At 49.8% G+C, this 18,258-nt stretch carries 22 protein-coding genes; 12 read left to right on the forward strand and 10 right to left on the reverse strand.

Features of this window, described 5'->3' with window-relative positions; all coding sequences use genetic code 11:
- The first annotated feature begins 176 nt into the window (after positions 1 to 176).
- The 5 genes from ACFQ2T_RS00210 to ACFQ2T_RS00230 all read left to right on the forward strand — a co-directional run bounded on the left by ACFQ2T_RS00210 (position 177) and on the right by ACFQ2T_RS00230 (position 5,057).
- Entirely contained in the window at positions 177 to 1,157 is a 981-nt protein-coding gene (locus tag ACFQ2T_RS00210) for a sulfate ABC transporter substrate-binding protein (protein ID WP_379028878.1), read from the forward strand.
- A 40-nt stretch (positions 1,158 to 1,197) separates the two neighbouring features.
- Positions 1,198 to 2,067 carry an EAL domain-containing protein gene (locus tag ACFQ2T_RS00215; protein ID WP_379028881.1) on the forward strand — a complete coding sequence of 290 codons (870 nt, stop codon included), beginning with the start codon at positions 1,198 to 1,200 and terminating at the stop codon, positions 2,065 to 2,067.
- A gap of 192 nt (positions 2,068 to 2,259) precedes the next feature.
- Positions 2,260 to 3,090 carry a sulfate ABC transporter permease subunit CysT gene (gene cysT, locus ACFQ2T_RS00220; protein WP_379028884.1) on the forward strand — a complete coding sequence of 277 codons (831 nt, stop codon included), beginning with the start codon at positions 2,260 to 2,262 and terminating at the stop codon, positions 3,088 to 3,090.
- Between the two features lie 97 nt (positions 3,091 to 3,187).
- Complete coding sequence (cysW, locus tag ACFQ2T_RS00225; protein WP_379028887.1) at positions 3,188 to 4,078, forward strand: sulfate ABC transporter permease subunit CysW; 891 nt, start codon at positions 3,188 to 3,190, stop codon at positions 4,076 to 4,078.
- 1 nt (position 4,079) lies between these two features.
- Entirely contained in the window at positions 4,080 to 5,057 is a 978-nt protein-coding gene (locus tag ACFQ2T_RS00230) for a sulfate/molybdate ABC transporter ATP-binding protein (RefSeq protein WP_379028890.1), read from the forward strand.
- 90 nt (positions 5,058 to 5,147) lie between these two features.
- On the opposite strand, the gene ACFQ2T_RS00235 is transcribed toward ACFQ2T_RS00230, so the two are convergent.
- The 6 genes from ACFQ2T_RS00235 to ribA all read right to left on the reverse strand — a co-directional run bounded on the left by ACFQ2T_RS00235 (position 5,148) and on the right by ribA (position 9,046).
- Entirely contained in the window at positions 5,148 to 5,366 is a 219-nt protein-coding gene (locus ACFQ2T_RS00235; protein ID WP_449288950.1) for a DUF4287 domain-containing protein, read from the reverse strand.
- A 67-nt stretch (positions 5,367 to 5,433) separates the two neighbouring features.
- Positions 5,434 to 5,877, reverse strand: coding sequence for an SRPBCC domain-containing protein (locus tag ACFQ2T_RS00240; RefSeq protein WP_379028893.1), 444 nt, complete (start codon positions 5,875 to 5,877; stop codon positions 5,434 to 5,436).
- A gap of 47 nt (positions 5,878 to 5,924) precedes the next feature.
- The gene (sodC, locus tag ACFQ2T_RS00245) at positions 5,925 to 6,437 is read right to left on the reverse strand and encodes a superoxide dismutase [Cu-Zn] SodC (RefSeq protein WP_379033841.1); all 513 of its coding nucleotides are present in this window, start codon (positions 6,435 to 6,437) and stop codon (positions 5,925 to 5,927) included.
- 146 nt (positions 6,438 to 6,583) lie between these two features.
- Positions 6,584 to 6,952, reverse strand: a complete 369-nt coding sequence (locus ACFQ2T_RS00250; RefSeq protein ID WP_379028896.1) for a phenolic acid decarboxylase — start codon at positions 6,950 to 6,952, stop codon at positions 6,584 to 6,586.
- 77 nt (positions 6,953 to 7,029) lie between these two features.
- Entirely contained in the window at positions 7,030 to 8,298 is a 1,269-nt protein-coding gene (locus ACFQ2T_RS00255) for an O-acetylhomoserine aminocarboxypropyltransferase/cysteine synthase family protein (protein ID WP_379028899.1), read from the reverse strand.
- Positions 8,299 to 8,440: 142 nt separating this feature from the next.
- Positions 8,441 to 9,046 carry a GTP cyclohydrolase II gene (gene ribA, locus ACFQ2T_RS00260; RefSeq protein WP_379028902.1) on the reverse strand — a complete coding sequence of 202 codons (606 nt, stop codon included), beginning with the start codon at positions 9,044 to 9,046 and terminating at the stop codon, positions 8,441 to 8,443.
- 245 nt (positions 9,047 to 9,291) lie between these two features.
- Here ribA and ACFQ2T_RS00265 point away from each other — a divergent pair, with 245 nt between their 5' ends.
- Genes ACFQ2T_RS00265 through ACFQ2T_RS00275 form a run of 3 tightly spaced genes read left to right on the forward strand, consistent with a single transcriptional unit; the run spans position 9,292 to position 11,608 of the window.
- The gene (locus ACFQ2T_RS00265) at positions 9,292 to 9,588 is read left to right on the forward strand and encodes a PepSY domain-containing protein (RefSeq protein ID WP_379033843.1); all 297 of its coding nucleotides are present in this window, start codon (positions 9,292 to 9,294) and stop codon (positions 9,586 to 9,588) included.
- On the forward strand, positions 9,588 to 10,283 hold the full coding sequence (locus tag ACFQ2T_RS00270) for a response regulator transcription factor (RefSeq protein WP_379028905.1): 696 nt from the start codon (positions 9,588 to 9,590) through the stop codon (positions 10,281 to 10,283). The genes ACFQ2T_RS00265 and ACFQ2T_RS00270 overlap by 1 nt, the downstream gene beginning before the upstream one ends.
- Complete coding sequence (locus ACFQ2T_RS00275; RefSeq protein WP_379028908.1) at positions 10,280 to 11,608, forward strand: sensor histidine kinase; 1,329 nt, start codon at positions 10,280 to 10,282, stop codon at positions 11,606 to 11,608. The genes ACFQ2T_RS00270 and ACFQ2T_RS00275 overlap by 4 nt, the downstream gene beginning before the upstream one ends.
- A 31-nt stretch (positions 11,609 to 11,639) precedes the next feature.
- Here the strand turns inward: ACFQ2T_RS00275 and ACFQ2T_RS00280 are convergent, their stop codons facing one another.
- Positions 11,640 to 11,981: a PepSY domain-containing protein gene (locus ACFQ2T_RS00280; protein ID WP_379028911.1), complete on the reverse strand. Its 342-nt coding sequence runs from the start codon at positions 11,979 to 11,981 to the stop codon at positions 11,640 to 11,642.
- Positions 11,982 to 12,187: 206 nt separating this feature from the next.
- On the opposite strand from ACFQ2T_RS00280, the gene ACFQ2T_RS00285 reads away from it, so the two are divergent.
- Positions 12,188 to 12,427: a hypothetical protein gene (locus ACFQ2T_RS00285; RefSeq protein WP_379028914.1), complete on the forward strand. Its 240-nt coding sequence runs from the start codon at positions 12,188 to 12,190 to the stop codon at positions 12,425 to 12,427.
- A gap of 27 nt (positions 12,428 to 12,454) precedes the next feature.
- Here the strand turns inward: ACFQ2T_RS00285 and ACFQ2T_RS00290 are convergent, their stop codons facing one another.
- The 3 genes from ACFQ2T_RS00290 to ACFQ2T_RS00300 are packed head-to-tail and all read right to left on the reverse strand — an operon-like array spanning position 12,455 to position 15,663.
- Entirely contained in the window at positions 12,455 to 12,907 is a 453-nt protein-coding gene (locus tag ACFQ2T_RS00290) for a response regulator (RefSeq protein WP_379028917.1), read from the reverse strand.
- A 12-nt stretch (positions 12,908 to 12,919) separates the two neighbouring features.
- Positions 12,920 to 14,887 carry a hybrid sensor histidine kinase/response regulator gene (locus ACFQ2T_RS00295; protein ID WP_379028920.1) on the reverse strand — a complete coding sequence of 656 codons (1,968 nt, stop codon included), beginning with the start codon at positions 14,885 to 14,887 and terminating at the stop codon, positions 12,920 to 12,922.
- Between the two features lie 8 nt (positions 14,888 to 14,895).
- Positions 14,896 to 15,663 carry a LuxR C-terminal-related transcriptional regulator gene (locus tag ACFQ2T_RS00300; protein WP_379028923.1) on the reverse strand — a complete coding sequence of 256 codons (768 nt, stop codon included), beginning with the start codon at positions 15,661 to 15,663 and terminating at the stop codon, positions 14,896 to 14,898.
- Between the two features lie 140 nt (positions 15,664 to 15,803).
- Here ACFQ2T_RS00300 and ACFQ2T_RS00305 point away from each other — a divergent pair, with 140 nt between their 5' ends.
- The 3 genes from ACFQ2T_RS00305 to ACFQ2T_RS00315 all read left to right on the forward strand — a co-directional run bounded on the left by ACFQ2T_RS00305 (position 15,804) and on the right by ACFQ2T_RS00315 (position 18,203).
- Entirely contained in the window at positions 15,804 to 16,073 is a 270-nt protein-coding gene (locus ACFQ2T_RS00305) for a hypothetical protein (protein WP_379028926.1), read from the forward strand.
- A gap of 96 nt (positions 16,074 to 16,169) precedes the next feature.
- Positions 16,170 to 16,460 carry a hypothetical protein gene (locus tag ACFQ2T_RS00310; RefSeq protein ID WP_379028929.1) on the forward strand — a complete coding sequence of 97 codons (291 nt, stop codon included), beginning with the start codon at positions 16,170 to 16,172 and terminating at the stop codon, positions 16,458 to 16,460.
- Positions 16,461 to 16,619: 159 nt separating this feature from the next.
- The gene (locus tag ACFQ2T_RS00315) at positions 16,620 to 18,203 is read left to right on the forward strand and encodes a SulP family inorganic anion transporter (RefSeq protein WP_379028932.1); all 1,584 of its coding nucleotides are present in this window, start codon (positions 16,620 to 16,622) and stop codon (positions 18,201 to 18,203) included.
- Positions 18,204 to 18,258 lie beyond the last annotated feature (55 nt).

Raw genomic sequence — 18,258 nt, forward strand, 5'->3', positions numbered from 1 at the left:
ATAAATCTATTGAGCCTATAAAGCTACTCCTCTGCGGGGCAGTTTGCAATAAAATATAAGTAAAATTAGCAGGCTTTTTTAATATATTTTTATGTTATAAATATATTATTTTTTATTCTTTTTAAAAATATAAATAGGTCTGTATAGTGCTGACCTGTTCATCATAGGAGTCGAATATGTCATCTTTGTTACGCACTGCCGTTCTTGCAGTATTGTTCAGTAGTGCATCGCTGCAAGCCGCTGAATTGTTAAATGTTTCTTATGATGTCACGCGGGAGTTCTATAAAGACTTTAACCCGGCATTTGTACAGTTCTGGAAAGAAAAAACCGGCGAAACCGTCACGATTAACCAATCTCATGGTGGGTCCTCAAAACAGGCGCGTGCAGTTGTAGATGGCTTACCTGCAGATGTGATCACGATGAACCGTAGTGCAGATATCGATATCCTGGCGCAAAAGGGCAAGTTGATTCCGGCGAACTGGCAGACCCGTTTGCCAAACAATAGCGTACCAAGCGCTTCACCTACCGTATTTGTCGTGCGTAAGGGTAACCCCAAGCATGTGAAAGACTGGGACGATCTGGTCCGATCTGATGTCGCATCTATCATCCCTAACCCAAAAACTTCCGGGAATGGTAAATACAGCTATCTGGCTGCCTGGGGCTATATCACGCAAAAAGGCGGTGATGCTGCCAAGGCAAAACAATTCGTGACTGAACTGTTCAAGCATGTGCCCGTGCTGGATGCCGGTGGCCGTGGTGCAACCACCACTTTCGCTCAGCGGGATATCGGTGATGTACTGATCACGTTTGAAAATGAAGTCTACCTGTTACAGAAAGAGTTTGGCGAGGATAAATACGAGATCGTTTATCCTTCAGTGACGGTACTGGCAGAAAACCCGGTAGCACTGGTCGATAAAGTCGTGGATAAAAAAGGCACGCGCAAGCAGGCACAAGCCTATCTTGATTTCCATTTTTCACCGCAAGGACAGGCCATTGCAGCGAAACATTATTTGCGCCCGCAAGTGACTGATGTTGCTCAACCGACTTTCAAGAAAATTCATACCTTTACGGTAAAGGAAGTTTTCGGTAGCTGGACCGAGGCCGAGAACAAACATTTCAATGACGGTGCTATTTTTGACCAGATTTACCAGAAATAAACGCATACGTAATAAACGCAGCATAGTATAAGGAGGGATGATGACCCAGCGACAACAACATCAGGAACCAGAACATGTAGTGCAGTTACGCGCCGAGCTAAAGCAAGTGCTAGCGCTTGACCTGGAAGAGTTAGGGCTGATAGAAGCTAATACCGGCGAGTATGAAAGTACTTTTATCGGCGTTCACCTGAAAACGGCTTTTCAGCCTATCTACGACGCCAAACAGGGAGATATCTATGGCTACGAAGCCCTGATTCGCCCATCATTGTTTGGCACACTGGGCAGTACGCCGGAGTTTGCATTCACCTATGCCGAACAGTCTGGAAAGCTGGTGCAGTTTGACCGCGTATGCCGCTCGCAGCATGTGCTTAACTTCCGCGCCATTCACCAGGAAAACGGCTTGCTGTTCCTCAATGTGCATCCTAAGTTGTTGCTGGAAGTCAGTGCGCACGGTAAGGTATTTGAGCAGATATTGCATCAGTATTCGGTGCCCACTGATCGCGTAGTGCTGGAAATCAATGAATCCCTGATTGACCAGGACAAACACCTGATTGCGGCAATTGAGAACTACCGTTCATTGGGCTATAGAATCGCGTTTGACCATGTCGGCAATCACCAGAGCAAGCTGTATCGTTTGTGGGGTGTGCAGCATGACTTTATCAAATTTGATGTTTCGGTGATCCACCAGGCAGCGCAACAACCTTCACTGGCCAAAGCGCTGGGTGGTCTGGTGCATGCCGTGCAGGATCTGGGCAGTACGCCAGTGATTGTAGGCGTGGAAACGCAACAGCAACTGGATATCGCCATTGCTTCCGGAGCGACCATACTGCAGGGTAACTTCCTGGCCGAGCCGGTGGTTGCCAAGGTCTTGAATGACCAGTTCCAACATCGTGCGCCTAAAGTGGCTTAAACACTGGATTATTTGATCATTAAACTGCGTTAAATACTATAATATCCGGCTGCTGGAATTACTTAGGCGTTGCACTGGGTAATCCGGCAGTTCTGATATAACAGTCAATTATAAATTAATGATTAAACATTCTTTTGTGAATAATAAGAATCCGGCTACATTAGCCCCTGTTCAAACCGGTCACGAGTCAATATGACAACTAGAAAAAAACATTTATTGCCCGGCTTTGGCCTGTCATTAGGCTACACACTTGTCTATTTAAGCCTGATCGTTTTAATCCCATTGGCAGCAGTTTTCCTGCGGACGACTGAATTAAGCTTTAGTGAGTTCTGGGCAGTGGTGACTACGCCGCGGGTGCTGGCTACTTATCGTTTAACCTTTGGTGCATCTTTCCTTGCTGCATTAATTAACCTGGTGTTTGGTATGCTCACGGCCTGGGTGCTGGTGCGCTACCAGTTTCCTGGCAAAAAAATACTCGATGCACTGGTCGATTTGCCGTTTGCCTTGCCTACCGCCGTCGCCGGTATTTCCCTTACAGCGATTTATGCACCGAATGGCTGGTTAGGCCAATGGCTGGAGCCGCACGGCATTAAGGTTGCATTTACACCTCTCGGTGTCGTGGTTGCACTCACATTTATCGGTTTACCCTTCGTCGTGCGTACGGTGCAGCCGGTACTGGAGGATTTCAGTAGCGAACTGGAAGAAGCCGCTGCCAGCCTGGGCGCCAATCGCTGGCAGACCTTTTTCAAAGTCATTCTGCCTGCTATCTGGCCTGCCTTGCTGACCGGTTTTTCATTGGCTTTCGCCCGTGCTGTGGGTGAGTATGGCTCGGTGATTTTTATCGCCGGTAATATGCCGATGATTTCAGAAATCACGCCACTGATGATTATTACCAAGCTAGAGCAATATGATTACGCTGGCGCCACCGCGATTGCGGTGGTGATGCTGGTGATTTCTTTTGCCTTGCTGTTGCTGATCAATCTATTGCAGTGGTGGAGCAGTCACCGCCATGGCGGGAAATAGTATCAAGGCTATGACAGACCCAATACATTCGGGGTTCTGTCATTCGGCCAGTACTTGATGCCGCTCACTGAATGCTTTAATTAAACGATAAAAAACTATGCATAAAACACAATTTGACCAATACCAGGGGAAAGTGGCTTATAAACGCGCCACTTCAGAGCCTGCCTGGGTGCGCTGGGCACTGATTGCTACGGCCCTGGTATTCCTTGGTTTGTTCCTGCTGATTCCACTGGCGGCTGTATTTGCAGAGGCATTGCGTAAGGGCTGGGGAGTGTACCTGGCCGCCATTACCGATTCTGATGCTTTATCCGCCATGAAGCTGACACTGATTGCTTCCCTGGTTGCTGTGCCTTTAAACCTGGTGTTTGGTGTAGCGGCTGCGTGGGCAATCACCAAGTTTGATTTTCCTGGCAAAAGTTTCCTGATCACGCTGATCGACTTGCCGTTTGCGGTATCCCCCGTGATTGCTGGTTTGATCTTTGTGCTGATCTTCGGCCTGCAAGGCTGGTTTGGTGAATGGCTGATCGATCATGATTACAAAGTGATATTCGCGGTACCGGGCATCATATTAGCCACCATTTTTATCACTTTCCCGTTTGTCGCCCGCGAGCTGATTCCGTTGATGGAGGCTCAGGGGAAAGAAGAGGAAGAAGCGGCACTTGTGCTGGGCGCTTCCGGTTGGAAGATCCTCTGGCATGTGACCTTGCCCAATGTAAAGTGGGGTCTAATGTATGGCGTGATCCTCACCAACGCCAGGGCCATGGGTGAATTTGGCGCGGTATCTGTCGTGTCCGGCCATATTCGTGGCATGACCAATACCATGCCCTTGCATGTGGAAATCTTATATAACGAATACAACTATGCAGCAGCGTTTGCGGTGGCCTCACTACTGACCTTGCTGGCACTGGTAACGCTGGTTTTGAAAACCTATGTCGAATGGCGGGCATCAAGTGATGCAGCTACTCAGGAAAAGGAAGTGACGGTTTAATATGGGCATCACCATACAACAAATTAGCAAGGGTTTTGGTAGCTTTAGTGCACTGCGTGATATTCACCTGGAAGTACCGAGTGGTGAGCTGGTCGCATTGCTCGGGCCATCAGGTTGCGGTAAAACAACGCTGCTGCGCATTATTGCCGGTCTGGAAACACCGGATAGTGGCCAGGTGCTGTTTGATGGCGTAGATACCACGCATGCGGATGTGCGTGAGCGCCAGGTTGGCTTTGTGTTCCAGCACTACGCGCTGTTCAGGCATATGACGGTATTCGAAAACGTGGCCTTCGGCCTGCGCGTGCGCCCAAAGGAAACACGTCCTTCTAACGCCGAAATCAAAAAGCGTGTGCATGATTTACTGAAGCTGGTGCAACTGGACTGGCTGGCAGATCGCTATCCACCACAACTTTCCGGTGGCCAGCGCCAGCGTATCGCCCTGGCACGGGCCCTGGCCGTTGAGCCAAAAGTATTGTTACTTGATGAGCCGTTTGGCGCCCTGGACGCCAAAGTGCGTAAAGACCTGCGCCGTTGGTTGCGCCGCCTGCATGACGAACTGCATGTCACCAGTGTGTTTGTGACGCACGATCAGGAAGAAGCCCTGGAAGTGGCTGACACCATAGTCGTGATGAACCACGGGCAAGTAGAGCAGGTGGGTTCACCGCAATCCGTGTACGACAATCCGGTCACACCATTTGTGTATGAGTTCCTCGGCAATGTGAACGCATTTGAAACCCCGCAAGGTAAAGGCTTTGTGCGCCCATACGAAATAGCAGTCAGCCGTGAACCAGCGTTGAATACTATCGCCGGTGCACTGACTTATGTGCACTCGGTCGGTTCATTGGTGCGTCTGGAAATCAAGCGCACGGACAATGAGCAATATGTCGATGTGGAATTGGGCCGTGATGTATTCAACCAGCTGAATTTCAAACAGGGTGAAACGGTATATATCAAACCTACGCAATTGCGCGTGTTTTAATCTGTACTCTAGCTTAGGTAATAAAACTAAAAGGCGTAACGGTGACCGTTACGCCTTTTAGTTTAGTCAGTTAAAACCTTAATCTGTATCTTAGGCCTTATTTTTTGCCAGGTGGTACGCGACCAGGGCATTGGCATGACCGTGACCCAAGCCATGTGCTGATTTGAGCAGATTGACCAGCTCCATATGTTTAAGATCACCAGCCTGGCGCAAGATGTCAAACCAGTGTTTAACCGGATGGCCATACTTTGCTTCTATAGACGGGAAGTAAGAGGCCGGGCCTTTGATTTTCTCTATGTCTGCCATCATGTCTCTGAAGTAGTCGAATAAGTCATTCCATAAAAAACAGGCCTTGCTGGTAAAACCAGAAAGGGAGTTATTGCGGACTGGCCACCTTGCTGAGCACCTGCGTCAGCCGGTCTATATTCTGCTCATTTGCCGGCCCCACGATCTGTTTGACGGCTTGAGCAGTCTGCACATCATCGAACATCTGTTGCCAGCTTAAATGCGTACCGTCGCTGACTGGGGTGAGCTCCACTGTCAGCGTGAATAACGGCTGACAAATATGATGGATGACGACTTTGGCATCCTTGACCAGCTCGCTGAAGATGTTTTCATTCGCATAATCTTTTCCGTCCGGGCTATGCATGACAAACTTCCAGCGGCCGCCAGTCTTGAACTCAAAGATCTCGAAGGTATTGGAAAAGCCATCAGGCCCCCACCATGCTGCCAGCAACTCAGGGGATGCAAAGGCGCCATAGATTTCACCGGGCGTATAAGGCAGCGTTCGTGACGTGCCTAGTGTTCTTTCTGCGCTCATCAATGACTCCCGGGGTTATCAGGCTGATTAACTTGAGGCAATAGAGACTATTTAATCACACCACAGGCAAACCGCGCACCCCCGCCGCCGAGCGCCGCAGGATGATCAGAATGGTTGTCTCCACCGACATGTACCATCAGGGCACGGCCACTGATATCGCTCAGCTTCAGCCTTGGCGCCAGTACCGGCTGGTTGGACGTGCCATTAGCATTCACATACAAGGCTGGCAGGTCGCCCAAGTGACCGTCGCCCCATGGCGCATCGTGCTTGTTGCTATTGTCAGGGTCATAATGACCGCCGGCTGCACCAGCGGCAGTCATTTTTCCATCTTTCTCCTTAGGGTCACAGCTAGGGTTCTGGTGAATATGAAACCCATGTGTTCCTGCAGGCAGGCCCTGTAATTCCGGCGTAAATACCAGGCCATATTTTGTTTCGGAAATCGTGACTTTGCCGGCGTTTGCCCCCGCGCCTTTTTCATCCACCACTTGCAGCGGCACGACAATATTTGCGAGGGCGACGTTTGAAACAAGTGCCAGGGTTAGCGCAATCATGGTTTTCATATTTTTCTCCAGGGATGATGCATCGTAAGGCATGTTAGCTGACATGGTTTTTCAAAGTGTCTGAACAGTCAAACAATCAAAGCCGGTATGCAATCTGATGGCAGCATGACAAGAAAAGTTCTAGACCACCATCTGGCGTGTGCAAGTTATTTCTCGCGAACGATATTGCCAGTCACGACATAGCGCTCTTTGCCGTCAATAATGGTTGAATATACTTTTAGGCTGTTCAGATTAATGACTTGCGATACCTGGATTCCGGTTTTTTCTATCCAGCTGACGAAGTAAATCTTGTCTGCTACTTTAAAACGCTCAGGTTCTTCTATGCCTTGCGCACCTTTTTCCGGGCCTTTGATGCATTCCCATGACAGGGACTTGGCATCCTTCACGGTTACGCGATAGACACTGCCGCCTTCGTAATTGAACAGAAACTGGCCGATATAGGATTCTGAAGCACAAACGACCCCAGTAAAAGTCAGCAACAGTATGCCGATGATAAATGAGCGAACAGACAGCAATTGTTTTCCCTCTCAGTGTATTAGCAAAAACACTATGCCGAAATCAGGTTTTCGTCAAAGGGTCCTGCGCTATTAATTTATACCTGTGAAAGTGCCTGCTCCAGGTCGGCAATCAGGTCATCAATATGTTCCAGGCCAGCCGAAAGCCTGACCAGGTCTTCGCTGACGCCTGCTTTTGCCAGTTCTTCAGGATTCAGTTGACGGTGCGTGGTGGTCGCCGGATGGCAGGCCAGACTTTTGGCATCGCCAATATTCACCAGCCGGGTGAACAGTTGCAGCGCATCGATAAACTTGGTGCCGCCTTCTTTGCCGCCTTGCACACCAAAGGACAGGATGCCGGACGCCAGCCCATTCAGGTATTTTTTGACCAGAGGGTAATCTCCGTGGTCTTCCAGCCCGGCATAATTGACCCACTTCACTTTCGGGTGCTGCTTGAGGTAATGGGCAATCGCCAGCGCATTGCTGCTATGGCGTTCCATGCGCAGCGGCAATGTTTCCAGCCCTTGCAGGATAAGGAAGCTATTAAAAGGACTGATTGCCGAGCCGGTATTGCGTAAGGGTACGACACGGGCGCGGGCGATGAAAGCGGCTGGACCCAATGCTTCAACATAGTTAACGCCGTGATAGCTGGGGTCAGGTGTGTTCAAACTAGGGAAGCGCGCTGCGTGCTCACCCCACGGAAATTTGCCGCTATCCACAATAATGCCGCCGATGGAATTACCATGGCCGCCGATATATTTAGTCAGAGAATGCACGACAATATCCACACCATGTTCAAACGGTTTTGAGAGAATCGGAGTCGCAACTGTGTTATCTACAATCACCGGCACGCCATGTTTGTGTGCGGCTTCACTGATGGCGGCCAGGTCAACTACGTTGCCCAGCGGGTTGCCTATGGTTTCTGCAAATACCAGTTTGGTACGGCTATCTATCAGCTTCTCAAGCGAAGCCGGGTCACGGTAATCAAAGAACCCCTCAATGCCTTGTTTGGGTAATGTGTGTGCAAACAGGTTATATGTGCCGCCATACAGCGTTGATACCGAAACGATGTTGTCGCCAGCTTCGGCAATGGTCTGGATGGCGTAAGTGATAGCAGCCATGCCTGAAGCCAGCGCCAGCCCGCCAATGCCGCCTTCAAGCTGGGTGATGCGCTCTTCAAGTACCGCGGTGGTGGGGTTCATGATGCGCGTATAGATATTGCCCTGAACCTTGAGGTCGAACAGGTCGGCGCCATGCTGGGTATTGTCAAACGCATAAGAAGTGGTTTGATAAATGGGGACGGCGACCGCTTTGGTGGTGGCTTCTGGTGAATAGCCGCCATGGATGGAGATCGTCTCAGGTTTCATCTTGCTGCTCCTTGTGATTGCGTGACAAGAGTGCAGTATAAACCTGGCGTTTGGCCGCGGTTATAATATTTAATTCAATGCTATAACCGCAAGAAACCGGTCGCGTTGAGAACTGAATGCGCTCAAGCGTGCTTGCCGCGAGTTACCCCATCAGGTCAGGAATAATATGGCCCAGTTTTGCGGATTTGGTTTGCAGGTATTTCAGGTTTTCTAAAGTAGGTTCGGTCAGTAACGGTACTTGCTGGTGCACAGTGATCCCTAGTGTTTCAAGTGCGGAACGTTTGCCAGAGTTGTTGGTAAGCAGGCGCACAGAATTAATTTCAAAGAAGGACAGCATCTCTGATGCCGCTTCGTAGCTGCGACTATCCACCGGCAGCCCAAGTGCTTCGTTGGCTTCTACTGTATCAAGTCCCTGATCTTGCAGTGCATACGCGCGCATTTTATTGCTGAGGCCAATGCCGCGTCCCTCATGGTTTTTCAGGTAAAGCACCAGCCCGTGGCCATGTTCCTGGATCAGCCGTTGGGCATGATGCAATTGTTCACCGCAATCGCAGCGCGTAGAAGAAAACACATCCCCGGTCAGGCATTCGGAATGCACGCGTACCAGCGGATTCTGTGAACGGGTGATGTCGCCACATGTCAGTGCAACATGTTCAACATTGGCCCGGTTATCATGGAATACGTGCAGATCAAAATCGCCATACTGGGTAGGTAACCTGGCGCTGGAACTATGGGTGAGAAATTGCATGTGTTTGACTGGAAAATAATTTAAATCTTCAAGCCATTATTGTACCGTTTACATGCAGGTTCGTATGTATTTTTTGCTTTAAACCTGGTGTGCCTTGCATTCAAAACCGCGTGAATAAACGAACCGATTCAGCTTGGATTAATCCTAATACTGTTACACTTTTAGCCGATGACAGTTTGTAGCCGCTGTTAACGGCAATGCTATTGAGGAGTGATATGCGCAGGTCTTCGACCTTGTCTCGAGTAATGACGGTGGTGTGTTTCAGCCTGGCTGCTACCGGCTGGCTGCTACCAATTGCCGGTTCTGGCGAAAGCCCTGCTATTGCCGGGCAACTTGCGGCGAAAGGTCAGATTTTGAGCCTCGAAAAAATATCCAGGCTGGCAAAGTCTCATAAGCCAGGTGAAATCCTCGAAGTGGAACTGGAGAAAAAACATGGGCGCTACCTGTATGAAGTGGAAATCCTGGATGCCCGTAGTCAGGTCTGGGAGCTTAAGCTGGACGCCAAAACCGGCCAGTTGCTTAAAATGGAACTGGATGACTGATGCGCTTGCTGCTGGTGGAAGATGATGCCTTGCTCGGTGCCAGCGTGCAGCAGGCGCTGAAAGGAGCCGGCTATGCCAGCGACTGGATACAGGAAGGCAACGAAGCGAGGATACAGGGTAGCCTGGAACCCTATGATGTGGCTATTCTTGACATTGGTTTGCCGGGGCTGAATGGCCTGCAGGTACTGGCCGCATGGCGAGAAGAGGGGCGGAGTATGCCGGTGATCGTGTTGACGGCACGCAGCAGCTGGCAGGAGAAAGTGGAAGCCTTTAACCTGGGCGCTGATGATTATGTCACCAAGCCTTTCCATATCGAAGAACTGCTGGCGCGTATCGGCGCCGTACATAAACGTAGTATAGGTCTGGTCAGCGGTGAACTTGCCATCGAAGGCCTACGCCTGGATGAACATACGCAAACCGTGTGGCAGGGTGCTGAGTCATACACGTTGACGGGGACTGAATTCCGCCTGTTACGTTATTTCATGCTGCACCCGGGTCGGATACTGTCAAAAAGTGAATTGACGGAACATGTGTATGCCTATGATGAAGATAAGGATAGCAACGTCATTGAAGTGTATGTGAATCGCTTGCGGCAGAAAGTCGGCACAGACAAAATCCAGACCAGGCGTGGTCAAGGCTATGTATTTGGCAGCATGGGTCCCGGTAGTCTTGCTTCTGAAAGTCATCGGTCATGAAATCGCTACGCAGGCAGCTTTCACTTGGCCTCACACTCACACTGATCGGCTTGCTGACGTTGCAATGGGCGGTAGTCACATTCACTATTGATCATTTGATCCAGTCACAAATGACCGAGCGTATGCAGCAGGAGGCAGAAGGCCTGTTGGCAGGTGTGACGGTCAATGTACGCGGCCTGCCTATGCTGGAGCAACGACTGGTCACTACTGGTTATCAGCGTCCATTCTCTGGACATTATTTCGTAGTGATCACCGATGAGGGGCATAAACTCCAGTCGCGTTCAGCGTGGGATGTGAGTTTGCCGGTAACGTCTTTGGCTGTAGGCGAACAGCAGGTCACGCATATCACCGGCCCTGAAGACCAGCCTTTGCTGTTATTAGGTCATGGTTACCGCAAACAGCAGCGGGATATCACTATCTATATCGCTGAAAGCCTGGACGATTTACAGCACAGTTTGCGGGTGTTTCATGGCATCTATGGCGCATTATCATTGCTGGGGCTACTGGCATTGTTAGCTTTGCAGCGCTGGATTGTGCTGAATAGCCTGAATCCGTTGCAGGAGATCAAGGATAATCTGGCACGGGTCGCAAGTGGCGAGTTGCAGCAGATCAATGCCAATGGCCCGGCGGAAGTGATGCCGCTGGTCAATGAATTCAACCGTATCCTGAAAAGTGCCAGCCAGAAAACCAAGCGTTCGCGCCTGTCGATCGGTAATCTTGCTCATGCGCTCAAGACCAGGCTGGCGCATTTGAATTTATTATTCGATAGTGAATCCAGGATTGGCATATCGCAATTAAGGCAGTCCATGAAAGCCTGTGCCGAAGAAATACACCAGGATGTGGAACGCGAGCTGAAACGCGCCCGCCTGATGGGCGATGTCTATACCAGCCAGCAGACTGACCTCGAAATCGAAGTGCCCAGATTAGTGGCCACCCTGCAGAAAATTTATAGTGAAAAACAGGTGGCTTTTGCCTGGCAGCATGATACACAGACCAGGCTGATGATAGACAGGGAAGACATGCTGGAGCTGTTGGGTAATGTGCTGGATAATGCATTCAAATGGTGTCGTGGGCAGGTGCAACTGAATATTACGGGGCACTCTGGTATTACGATTGTCGTGGAAGATGACGGTCCTGGTAGTACTGCGCCAGAACTGGAGACATTGCTGCAACGCGGTATGCGCATGGATGAGTCCAAACCGGGTAGTGGTCTCGGTCTGGCAATCGTGCAGGATATCGTGCAGCACTATCATGGCACTATTGCGCTGGATCATTCTGCCCGCCTGGGCGGTTTACGTATTCAGTTGAGCCTTATGCCTGCTTAGCACAGGCATAAGGCATTAGTCTGACCAATGATTAAAACCAGTCGCGGTTTACGCTGTTCACATTGCCTGTTTTCGCATCAATGTATACTTCCCACTCGGCGCCATTGGCATCCACAATCTCCACTTCATAATCCCAGCCGGATTTGAATTTTCGGCGTTCCAGCTCTACTTCCTTGACCACGCCTGGCTTGGCCGCTAATGCTTTGCTTTTTGCGTCTTCCCAGGAAATAAAACCAAATGCCTTTGCCGTTTCCGTCATTTTTTGAATGTCATCGCCGTCGTCATCATCTGCCATGGCTGGCTGGCTGGCCAGTAAGCCGCAAAGCAGGGCAAGCATGAATGCACGGCCGGGTGCCTGAATAAAGTTTTTCATTGTGATCTCCATTTAAAGTTATCGAAACATCACGATAGCCGACATGCCTTAATTCAAGCTGAATCTCAAACCAAGCCATATCAGACTGGGCCATCAATAAAATACAGTTAGCGAAAGCCTGCTGTAAGGCAATCGCGCTAAGGTAGCTACATCAAATCCGTCTGCTGAAGACGGGATTGCCGAAGTATCATTCAAAGGAGCGTACGATGAAAACAGTGAAAGCGGGTTACGTAATCGGCTTGGCCGGATTGCTATTTGCCGGATCAGTGTGGGCGGATCAGGCGAATGTACAACAGAATATCGCCAGAAGGGCAGTGGTAGTGCAGGCGGTGAGTGTGAAAGCAGATCAGGCCTGGGAAGGCGCCAGCCTGCAATCGAATGCAGCACAGCAGCAGGCAGGTAGACCTTCAGGTTTGCAATATATCAGCAGGCGATCTACCCTTTAATGCTGTAAAACGGATCAATCCATCTCATCAGGAGTAGCCTGGCATTTGCAGGTTGGGTTGATGCTGTTTGAGTTGGGTAAATAGCCAGCGCGTTTCAAGCAATATCCAGACGCGCAGCATCGCTTCCATTGGGTCAAAAGGCTTGGTCAGAAAGTCTTTTGCACCCAGGGCAAGTGCTTTGCGTCGTGTCGCAATGGTGGCGTCGGCAGTCAGCACCAGTACTGGCAGATACTCATTCGGGCCGAGATGATGCGATAACTGGTCGAGTACCGCAAAGCCATCCAGAACCGGCATCATTAAATCGAGCAGAATCAGGTCGGGTTGAAAGGCATTCACCAGATCCATGGTTTTAGTGGGATCTGTGGTGCTGATCACCTGCTCAAACCCTTCTTTGGTCAGCAGCTCTTCCAGCAGCCTCAGGTTGGCTTCTGCGTCATCAATTATCAGGATTTTAGAGGCGCGTAATTGGTCAATATTCATGGTCTTTAATACTCACTGCTTGGGTTCAGGCAAAAGTTTTAACAGTAACTGGTTAAAGGTGGCAACGTTTAACGGTTTGGTAAAGTAATGGGTAATGCCCAGCGTGTTCAGGCGTTGCATGGTTTCCGGCAAAGCATCGGCGCTCAGGATCACGACTGGAATATCACGCAGGTTGTCCCGCGATGATTGAATATGTTGAATCAATGACTCACCGGAACCGTCAGGCAGGTTTAAATCCAGCAACAGCAGGTCAGGCGTCATATCGCGTAGCCAGACCATGCTCTCCTGCAAGCTGGCTGCAATATGCAGCTTGATATGGCGATGTTTGGTCATGATGGCTTGCATCAATGCCTGGTTGCTCTGATTATCTTCAACATACAGGATATGGCGTTTACCGGAAGAGACTGTGGCCGATACCTGCACATCGAGCTCGTTTGTGGGTTCAGTTGACATATTTTTCTGCAGTTCTTCTTCGCAGGCTGGCAGGCTGAACCAGAACATGCTTTTATCTTCTGCCACGCCGATCTGCCCGTCCATGGCATCCATCAATTGCTTGCTAAGTACCAGGCCCAGCCCGGTACCTTCGGTGACCGTGCGTTCTGCACCCAGGCGGTCAAACGGTGTGAACAGGCGTGAGCGGTGCTCTGGCGGAATACCTTTGCCCTGATCCTGCACTTCCACCCGCACCTGGTCGTGCTCGCGGTAAGCAGTGACGGTTACCTGCGTGTTTTCCGGGCCGTATTTGAGCGCATTTGCCAGCAGGTTCAAAATCACTTGCAGTAACCGCTGGCGGTCAGCACGCACCTTCAAGCCGGGTTCAAAGCGCGTTTCAATACTCATGTCACGGACTTTTTCCAGAGGCTTGAGGTAATGGTAAGCTTCTTCCAATAGCGGATTAAGCGCAATCACCTCCATAGACATGCCAATATCACCGCTTTCTATACGCGAAATATCCAGCACCTCATTAATCAGTTTCAGCAAGTGCTGGCCGGCATTGTGTATCAGGGTGGCACTGTCTTTCTGTCGGCCATCCGGCAAGTCGTTCTCCAGTATTTGCGCAAAGCCTAAAATCGCATTCAGTGGTGTGCGTAACTCGTGACTGGTGCGAGACAGGAAATTACTTTTTGCAGCGCTGGCTTCTTCTGCCTCAACTTTTGCCTGATGTGCTTCCTGTGCACTTTTTTTCAGCAATTGTGAAGCATGCTCCAGTTCCATCGTCAGTTCGCCCAGTTCATCCTGGCTGATACTAGGCAATGCCAAGGGTTCGCTTTTGACTAAATGGATGGCGCTGTCACGTATCGTCCTCACGCGCGCCACGATTGTCTGCGTGAATACCCATACTCCCAGCAGCGAACCGAATACACCCGCAATCACCGCCATCAAGTTGATGCGCAGGTTGCGTTTTCGCTCATAAATGACTTCTTTTTTATCCTGTTCAACGATTCTGGATTCACGCAAACTCATCTGGTCCAGATGTGTACGCAGCTGATTGAGTGCCGCGCCTTGAGAGCTGAATTTATGTATCAGTTCTTCATTGGCTTCTTTCTCGGTATTGCTGGCCAGTGCAGCCAGGTCACTCAGGTTTTTTTGTACCAGCGGGTGTATCACCAGCAGTAACTTCTGTTGTGCCTGATCATCCAGGCGCAGTTCCAGCGAGCTGAGCAGCTGTGGCATCGCCTGTTTGGCGCTTTCATACCCGGACAGGAACTGGCTGTTATCCGTGAGCAGGTAATCGCGTACGCCGGTTGAAGCTTCCAGTAATTGTGTCTGCAGGGTCTGGATATCTTGCTGAATCTGTAGCGCATTCTGCACACGCCGTTCAAGCAAAGCTGCCTGTTGTTCACTCTCAAAAATCAGGGCCAGCGACGCCAGCAAAACGGTCAATGGCAAGGTGTTTAAAATAATGCCCTTGATCGTCAAGGGCGCGTCTTGCCACAACTGGTTTAAGTAACTGAATGCTTTCAGATGACGGAAAGGCATATCAGTCTTCACAATCCATCACTTTTAAATCCGGCTTCTACGGCCTTGACAGCGGCCTGGGTCCGGTCATTTAAATCCAGCTTGCTGAGAATACGCTCAATATGGATTTTGACTGTGCCGGGCGAGATGCCGAGTTTTGCGGCTAGCAAGGCATTGCTGGCGCCAGAAGGTAACAGAGCGAATACCTCGCGCTCACGCGGCGTGAGTTTTTGCATATAGCTATCGTCAATCACGCTGGTAGCCTGTGCCTGGCCATACAACGCAAAACCCAGCATGCCGCATAAGCTATACAGAATCTGCAAGCTGTTATGGCTTAAAGGGTTGCCTGTGACCAGCGCCATTAACCCGACCGCACGTTGCTGGCAGGCGATAGGCAGGTGATAGCAGTGTATATCCGGATCAATCGGTGTAGGCAGCGTCCATAAGCTGGGCACATATTGCGAATGCACTTCAAAACGGATGGGCTCTTTTAGCCATTGTCCCAGCACCCCCAGCATGGGGATGCGCGCGCCGATGGGAAAGCTTTTGCCACGCTGGGCCAGAATCTTTAATGCACCGCCGTGTTGCTGGCTGATCAAGCCATGCTGTGCACCAAATTGCAGGCAGATTTCATCGAGCAACCATTGTAATAGCTCGCTAGACCAGCCGGAAACAAATAATTGTTGCCCAAATTTTTCAAACAATTTGTCCTGCGCCATTTGCGCCTGGTTTTGTTTCAGGGCGCTACGCAAGGCAAATGCACTCTCGGCTGCAGGTGTGGAGCTGTCATTCGGCATATGCCGTTAAGTATATACCGAACTACCTATATCGGTAGATTTTTTGTTGCCAGTCAGGGTGCAAAATGCGAACCATGATGAATCAGTTAAAACACAAACCAACAATGAATGTCCAACAAACAATGAATAGGAGAAACAACATGCGTAACGTATATGCTGCAGTAGCAATGGTATTGGGTCTGGTAGCTGTTTTGCCAGTACATGCACAGGATGAAGAAGTGGCTGTTGAATCTAAAGTCCATCATCACCAATCCCTGAGCAGACGGCCTTATCAGGCACCGGTGGTGGTAGCTAACAAGCCTGCTTCCGAACAAGGCTGGGAGGGTGCTTCAATGACTGCCGGCCAGGAACAAAAAGAAAAACACCTGCAATTATTGAGAATGCATTCGATCGGCAAACGTCCTTTGTAGTCAGAGTCGCGTAAGGTAGCTGGCACATAATATTGCCAGCCCTTATGTAAGGTGCATGAAGACTGTGTGACGGATAAAATGATAAAGGAGTATGAAATGAGCAAATTATTATTGGTAGTATTAGTTTCATTCGGTTTGGTAGCGAATGTTCATGCGGATGAAACACAAGAGCAGGATAATGGTGTGCGTACTTTGCATCACAAGAACTTCAGCAGCCAGCGTCCTTACAGCAAAGCACCTGTTGCCAAACAACAGAGCGCTGAAGATAAATGGGAGGGTGCAGGTATTGTGACTGACAAACCGGATAAAGGGTTTGATAAACACGATCAGCTGCGTTTAAACTTTATTGGTAGACGTCCTTACGTAGCTGATACACCAAGAGACTAAAATAAATATTCAAATTAATGAGAATTGAAACTAGTCTTAGTGTTCCACCCACCCCGCATGCGTGCGGGGTTTTGTGTATGTGGCATAAACATAAAATTTAATTATAATCACCAATAATAATATAACAAAAGATTGTTTCATCTGAGAAGGAATTACACTATGTCCGCTACACCCTCAGGGTCGATTTTTTTCGATCTGTTTAAACATTTGAACCGGGATTTGCCGGCTTCAATTGTAGTTTTCTTTGTTGCATTGCCACTTTGCCTGGGCATTGCGCTGGCTTCCGGCGCGCCGTTGTTCTCGGGTGTGATCGCCGGCATTGTCGGCGGTATCGTGGTTGGCCTCGCCAGTGGATCGCAACTTGGCGTAAGTGGCCCGGCAGCTGGCCTGGCCGTGATTGTCATGGCCGCGATTGGCAATCTTGGTTCTTATGAAGTGTTTTTGGCTGCCGTGGTACTGGCGGGTGTTTTCCAGTTTTTACTGGGGCAGTTCAAAGCCGGATTCATCGCTTACTTTGTGCCTTCTTCGGTGATTACAGGCATGCTGACCGGTATCGGCTTGCTGATCATCCTGAAACAGATCCCGCATGCGTTTGGCTACGATGCTGATTATGAAGGGGATGAATCATTTGGCTTTGACGGCCACAATACCTTCAGCGACATTTTGCAGGCATGGGATTTGTTGACACCAGGGGCGGTATTGATTGCCGCAGTTTCTTTTGCGATCCTGCTTCTGTGGGATACCGTGCTGACTAAAAAGCACAGGATTTTCCAGTTGCTGCAAGGGCCTATCGTGGTGGTACTGGTCGGCATTCTGTTCAACATAGCATTTATGCGCGGCTGGCTGAATTTCTCACTGGCAGAAGACCAGATTGTACGATTGCCGGTAGCGGGTAGCCTGGGTGAATTCACCAGTTTCTTTACCCACCCGGATTTCAGCCAGATTGCACAGCCTGCGGTGATTAAAACTGCGTTGGTGATGGCGATAGTCGCCAGCCTGGAAACATTGTTATGCGTAGAAGCAACCGACAAGCTGGACACTCACAAACGCGTCACACCGACCAATAGGGAGCTTAAAGCGCAAGGCTTGGGCAATATCGTGTCTGGTTTAATCGGTGGCTTGCCAGTCACCCAGGTGATTGTGCGCAGTAGTGCCAATATCACGTTTGGCGCGCAGACTAAAATATCCGCCATTTTGCATGGTTTCTGGTTACTACTCAGCGCAATCACCATTGCCAGCTTCCTGAACCTGATTCCTCTTGCCAGCCTGGCCACTATCCTGATCATGGTGGGCTATAAACTGGCTAAACCGAGCTTGTTTAAACAACAGTTTGCTCTGGGCTGGGAACAGTTTATCCCGTTTATTGTGACTATTATCGCCATCGTGTTCACCGACCTGCTGACCGGTATCGGCCTGGGTTTAGTGGTAGCGATCTTTTTCACCTTGCACCACAGCTACCGCAACTCACATTACATCAAGCAAACCCGTACCACCAGGGATGGCCAGGAAGTGTTTGAACTGGTATTGGCTGAAGAAGTCTCTTTCTTCAACAAAGCCAGCATCCTGGAAGTGCTGGAGGCGATTCCGCGCAATAGCAAAGTAGTGATCGATTGCACAAACAGTAAAGCGATTGCTTATGATGTGGTGGAGTTTATTCATGGCTACCAGCAGCATGCCAAACTGAAAAACATTACTGTAGAAACCATTGCGTTTAACCCGCCCAAGCATCTGCTGGGGCATTAATGAGAAGCAGGGCTGACTGGCCTTGCTAGAATAATAATTTATAGAGGATTATTTG

The organism is Methylophilus flavus (assembly GCF_042678905.1).
Lineage (GTDB): Bacteria > Pseudomonadota > Gammaproteobacteria > Burkholderiales > Methylophilaceae > Methylophilus > Methylophilus flavus.

Coding starts and splice junctions, on each gene's coding strand:
- ACFQ2T_RS00210 (WP_379028878.1), top strand. CDS start 177: ATGTCATCTTTGTTACGCACTGCCGTTCTTGCAGTATTGTTCAGTAGT.
- ACFQ2T_RS00215 (WP_379028881.1), top strand. CDS start 1,198: ATGACCCAGCGACAACAACATCAGGAACCAGAACATGTAGTGCAGTTA.
- cysT (WP_379028884.1), top strand. CDS start 2,260: ATGACAACTAGAAAAAAACATTTATTGCCCGGCTTTGGCCTGTCATTA.
- cysW (WP_379028887.1), top strand. CDS start 3,188: ATGCATAAAACACAATTTGACCAATACCAGGGGAAAGTGGCTTATAAA.
- ACFQ2T_RS00230 (WP_379028890.1), top strand. CDS start 4,080: ATGGGCATCACCATACAACAAATTAGCAAGGGTTTTGGTAGCTTTAGT.
- ACFQ2T_RS00235 (WP_449288950.1), bottom strand. CDS start 5,366: ATGATGGCAGACATAGAGAAAATCAAAGGCCCGGCCTCTTACTTCCCG.
- ACFQ2T_RS00240 (WP_379028893.1), bottom strand. CDS start 5,877: ATGAGCGCAGAAAGAACACTAGGCACGTCACGAACGCTGCCTTATACG.
- sodC (WP_379033841.1), bottom strand. CDS start 6,437: ATGAAAACCATGATTGCGCTAACCCTGGCACTTGTTTCAAACGTCGCC.
- ACFQ2T_RS00255 (WP_379028899.1), bottom strand. CDS start 8,298: ATGAAACCTGAGACGATCTCCATCCATGGCGGCTATTCACCAGAAGCC.
- ribA (WP_379028902.1), bottom strand. CDS start 9,046: ATGCAATTTCTCACCCATAGTTCCAGCGCCAGGTTACCTACCCAGTAT.
- ACFQ2T_RS00265 (WP_379033843.1), top strand. CDS start 9,292: ATGACGGTGGTGTGTTTCAGCCTGGCTGCTACCGGCTGGCTGCTACCA.
- ACFQ2T_RS00270 (WP_379028905.1), top strand. CDS start 9,588: ATGCGCTTGCTGCTGGTGGAAGATGATGCCTTGCTCGGTGCCAGCGTG.
- ACFQ2T_RS00275 (WP_379028908.1), top strand. CDS start 10,280: ATGAAATCGCTACGCAGGCAGCTTTCACTTGGCCTCACACTCACACTG.
- ACFQ2T_RS00280 (WP_379028911.1), bottom strand. CDS start 11,981: ATGAAAAACTTTATTCAGGCACCCGGCCGTGCATTCATGCTTGCCCTG.
- ACFQ2T_RS00285 (WP_379028914.1), top strand. CDS start 12,188: ATGAAAACAGTGAAAGCGGGTTACGTAATCGGCTTGGCCGGATTGCTA.
- ACFQ2T_RS00290 (WP_379028917.1), bottom strand. CDS start 12,907: ATGAATATTGACCAATTACGCGCCTCTAAAATCCTGATAATTGATGAC.
- ACFQ2T_RS00295 (WP_379028920.1), bottom strand. CDS start 14,887: ATGCCTTTCCGTCATCTGAAAGCATTCAGTTACTTAAACCAGTTGTGG.
- ACFQ2T_RS00300 (WP_379028923.1), bottom strand. CDS start 15,663: ATGCCGAATGACAGCTCCACACCTGCAGCCGAGAGTGCATTTGCCTTG.
- ACFQ2T_RS00305 (WP_379028926.1), top strand. CDS start 15,804: ATGCGTAACGTATATGCTGCAGTAGCAATGGTATTGGGTCTGGTAGCT.
- ACFQ2T_RS00310 (WP_379028929.1), top strand. CDS start 16,170: ATGAGCAAATTATTATTGGTAGTATTAGTTTCATTCGGTTTGGTAGCG.
- ACFQ2T_RS00315 (WP_379028932.1), top strand. CDS start 16,620: ATGTCCGCTACACCCTCAGGGTCGATTTTTTTCGATCTGTTTAAACAT.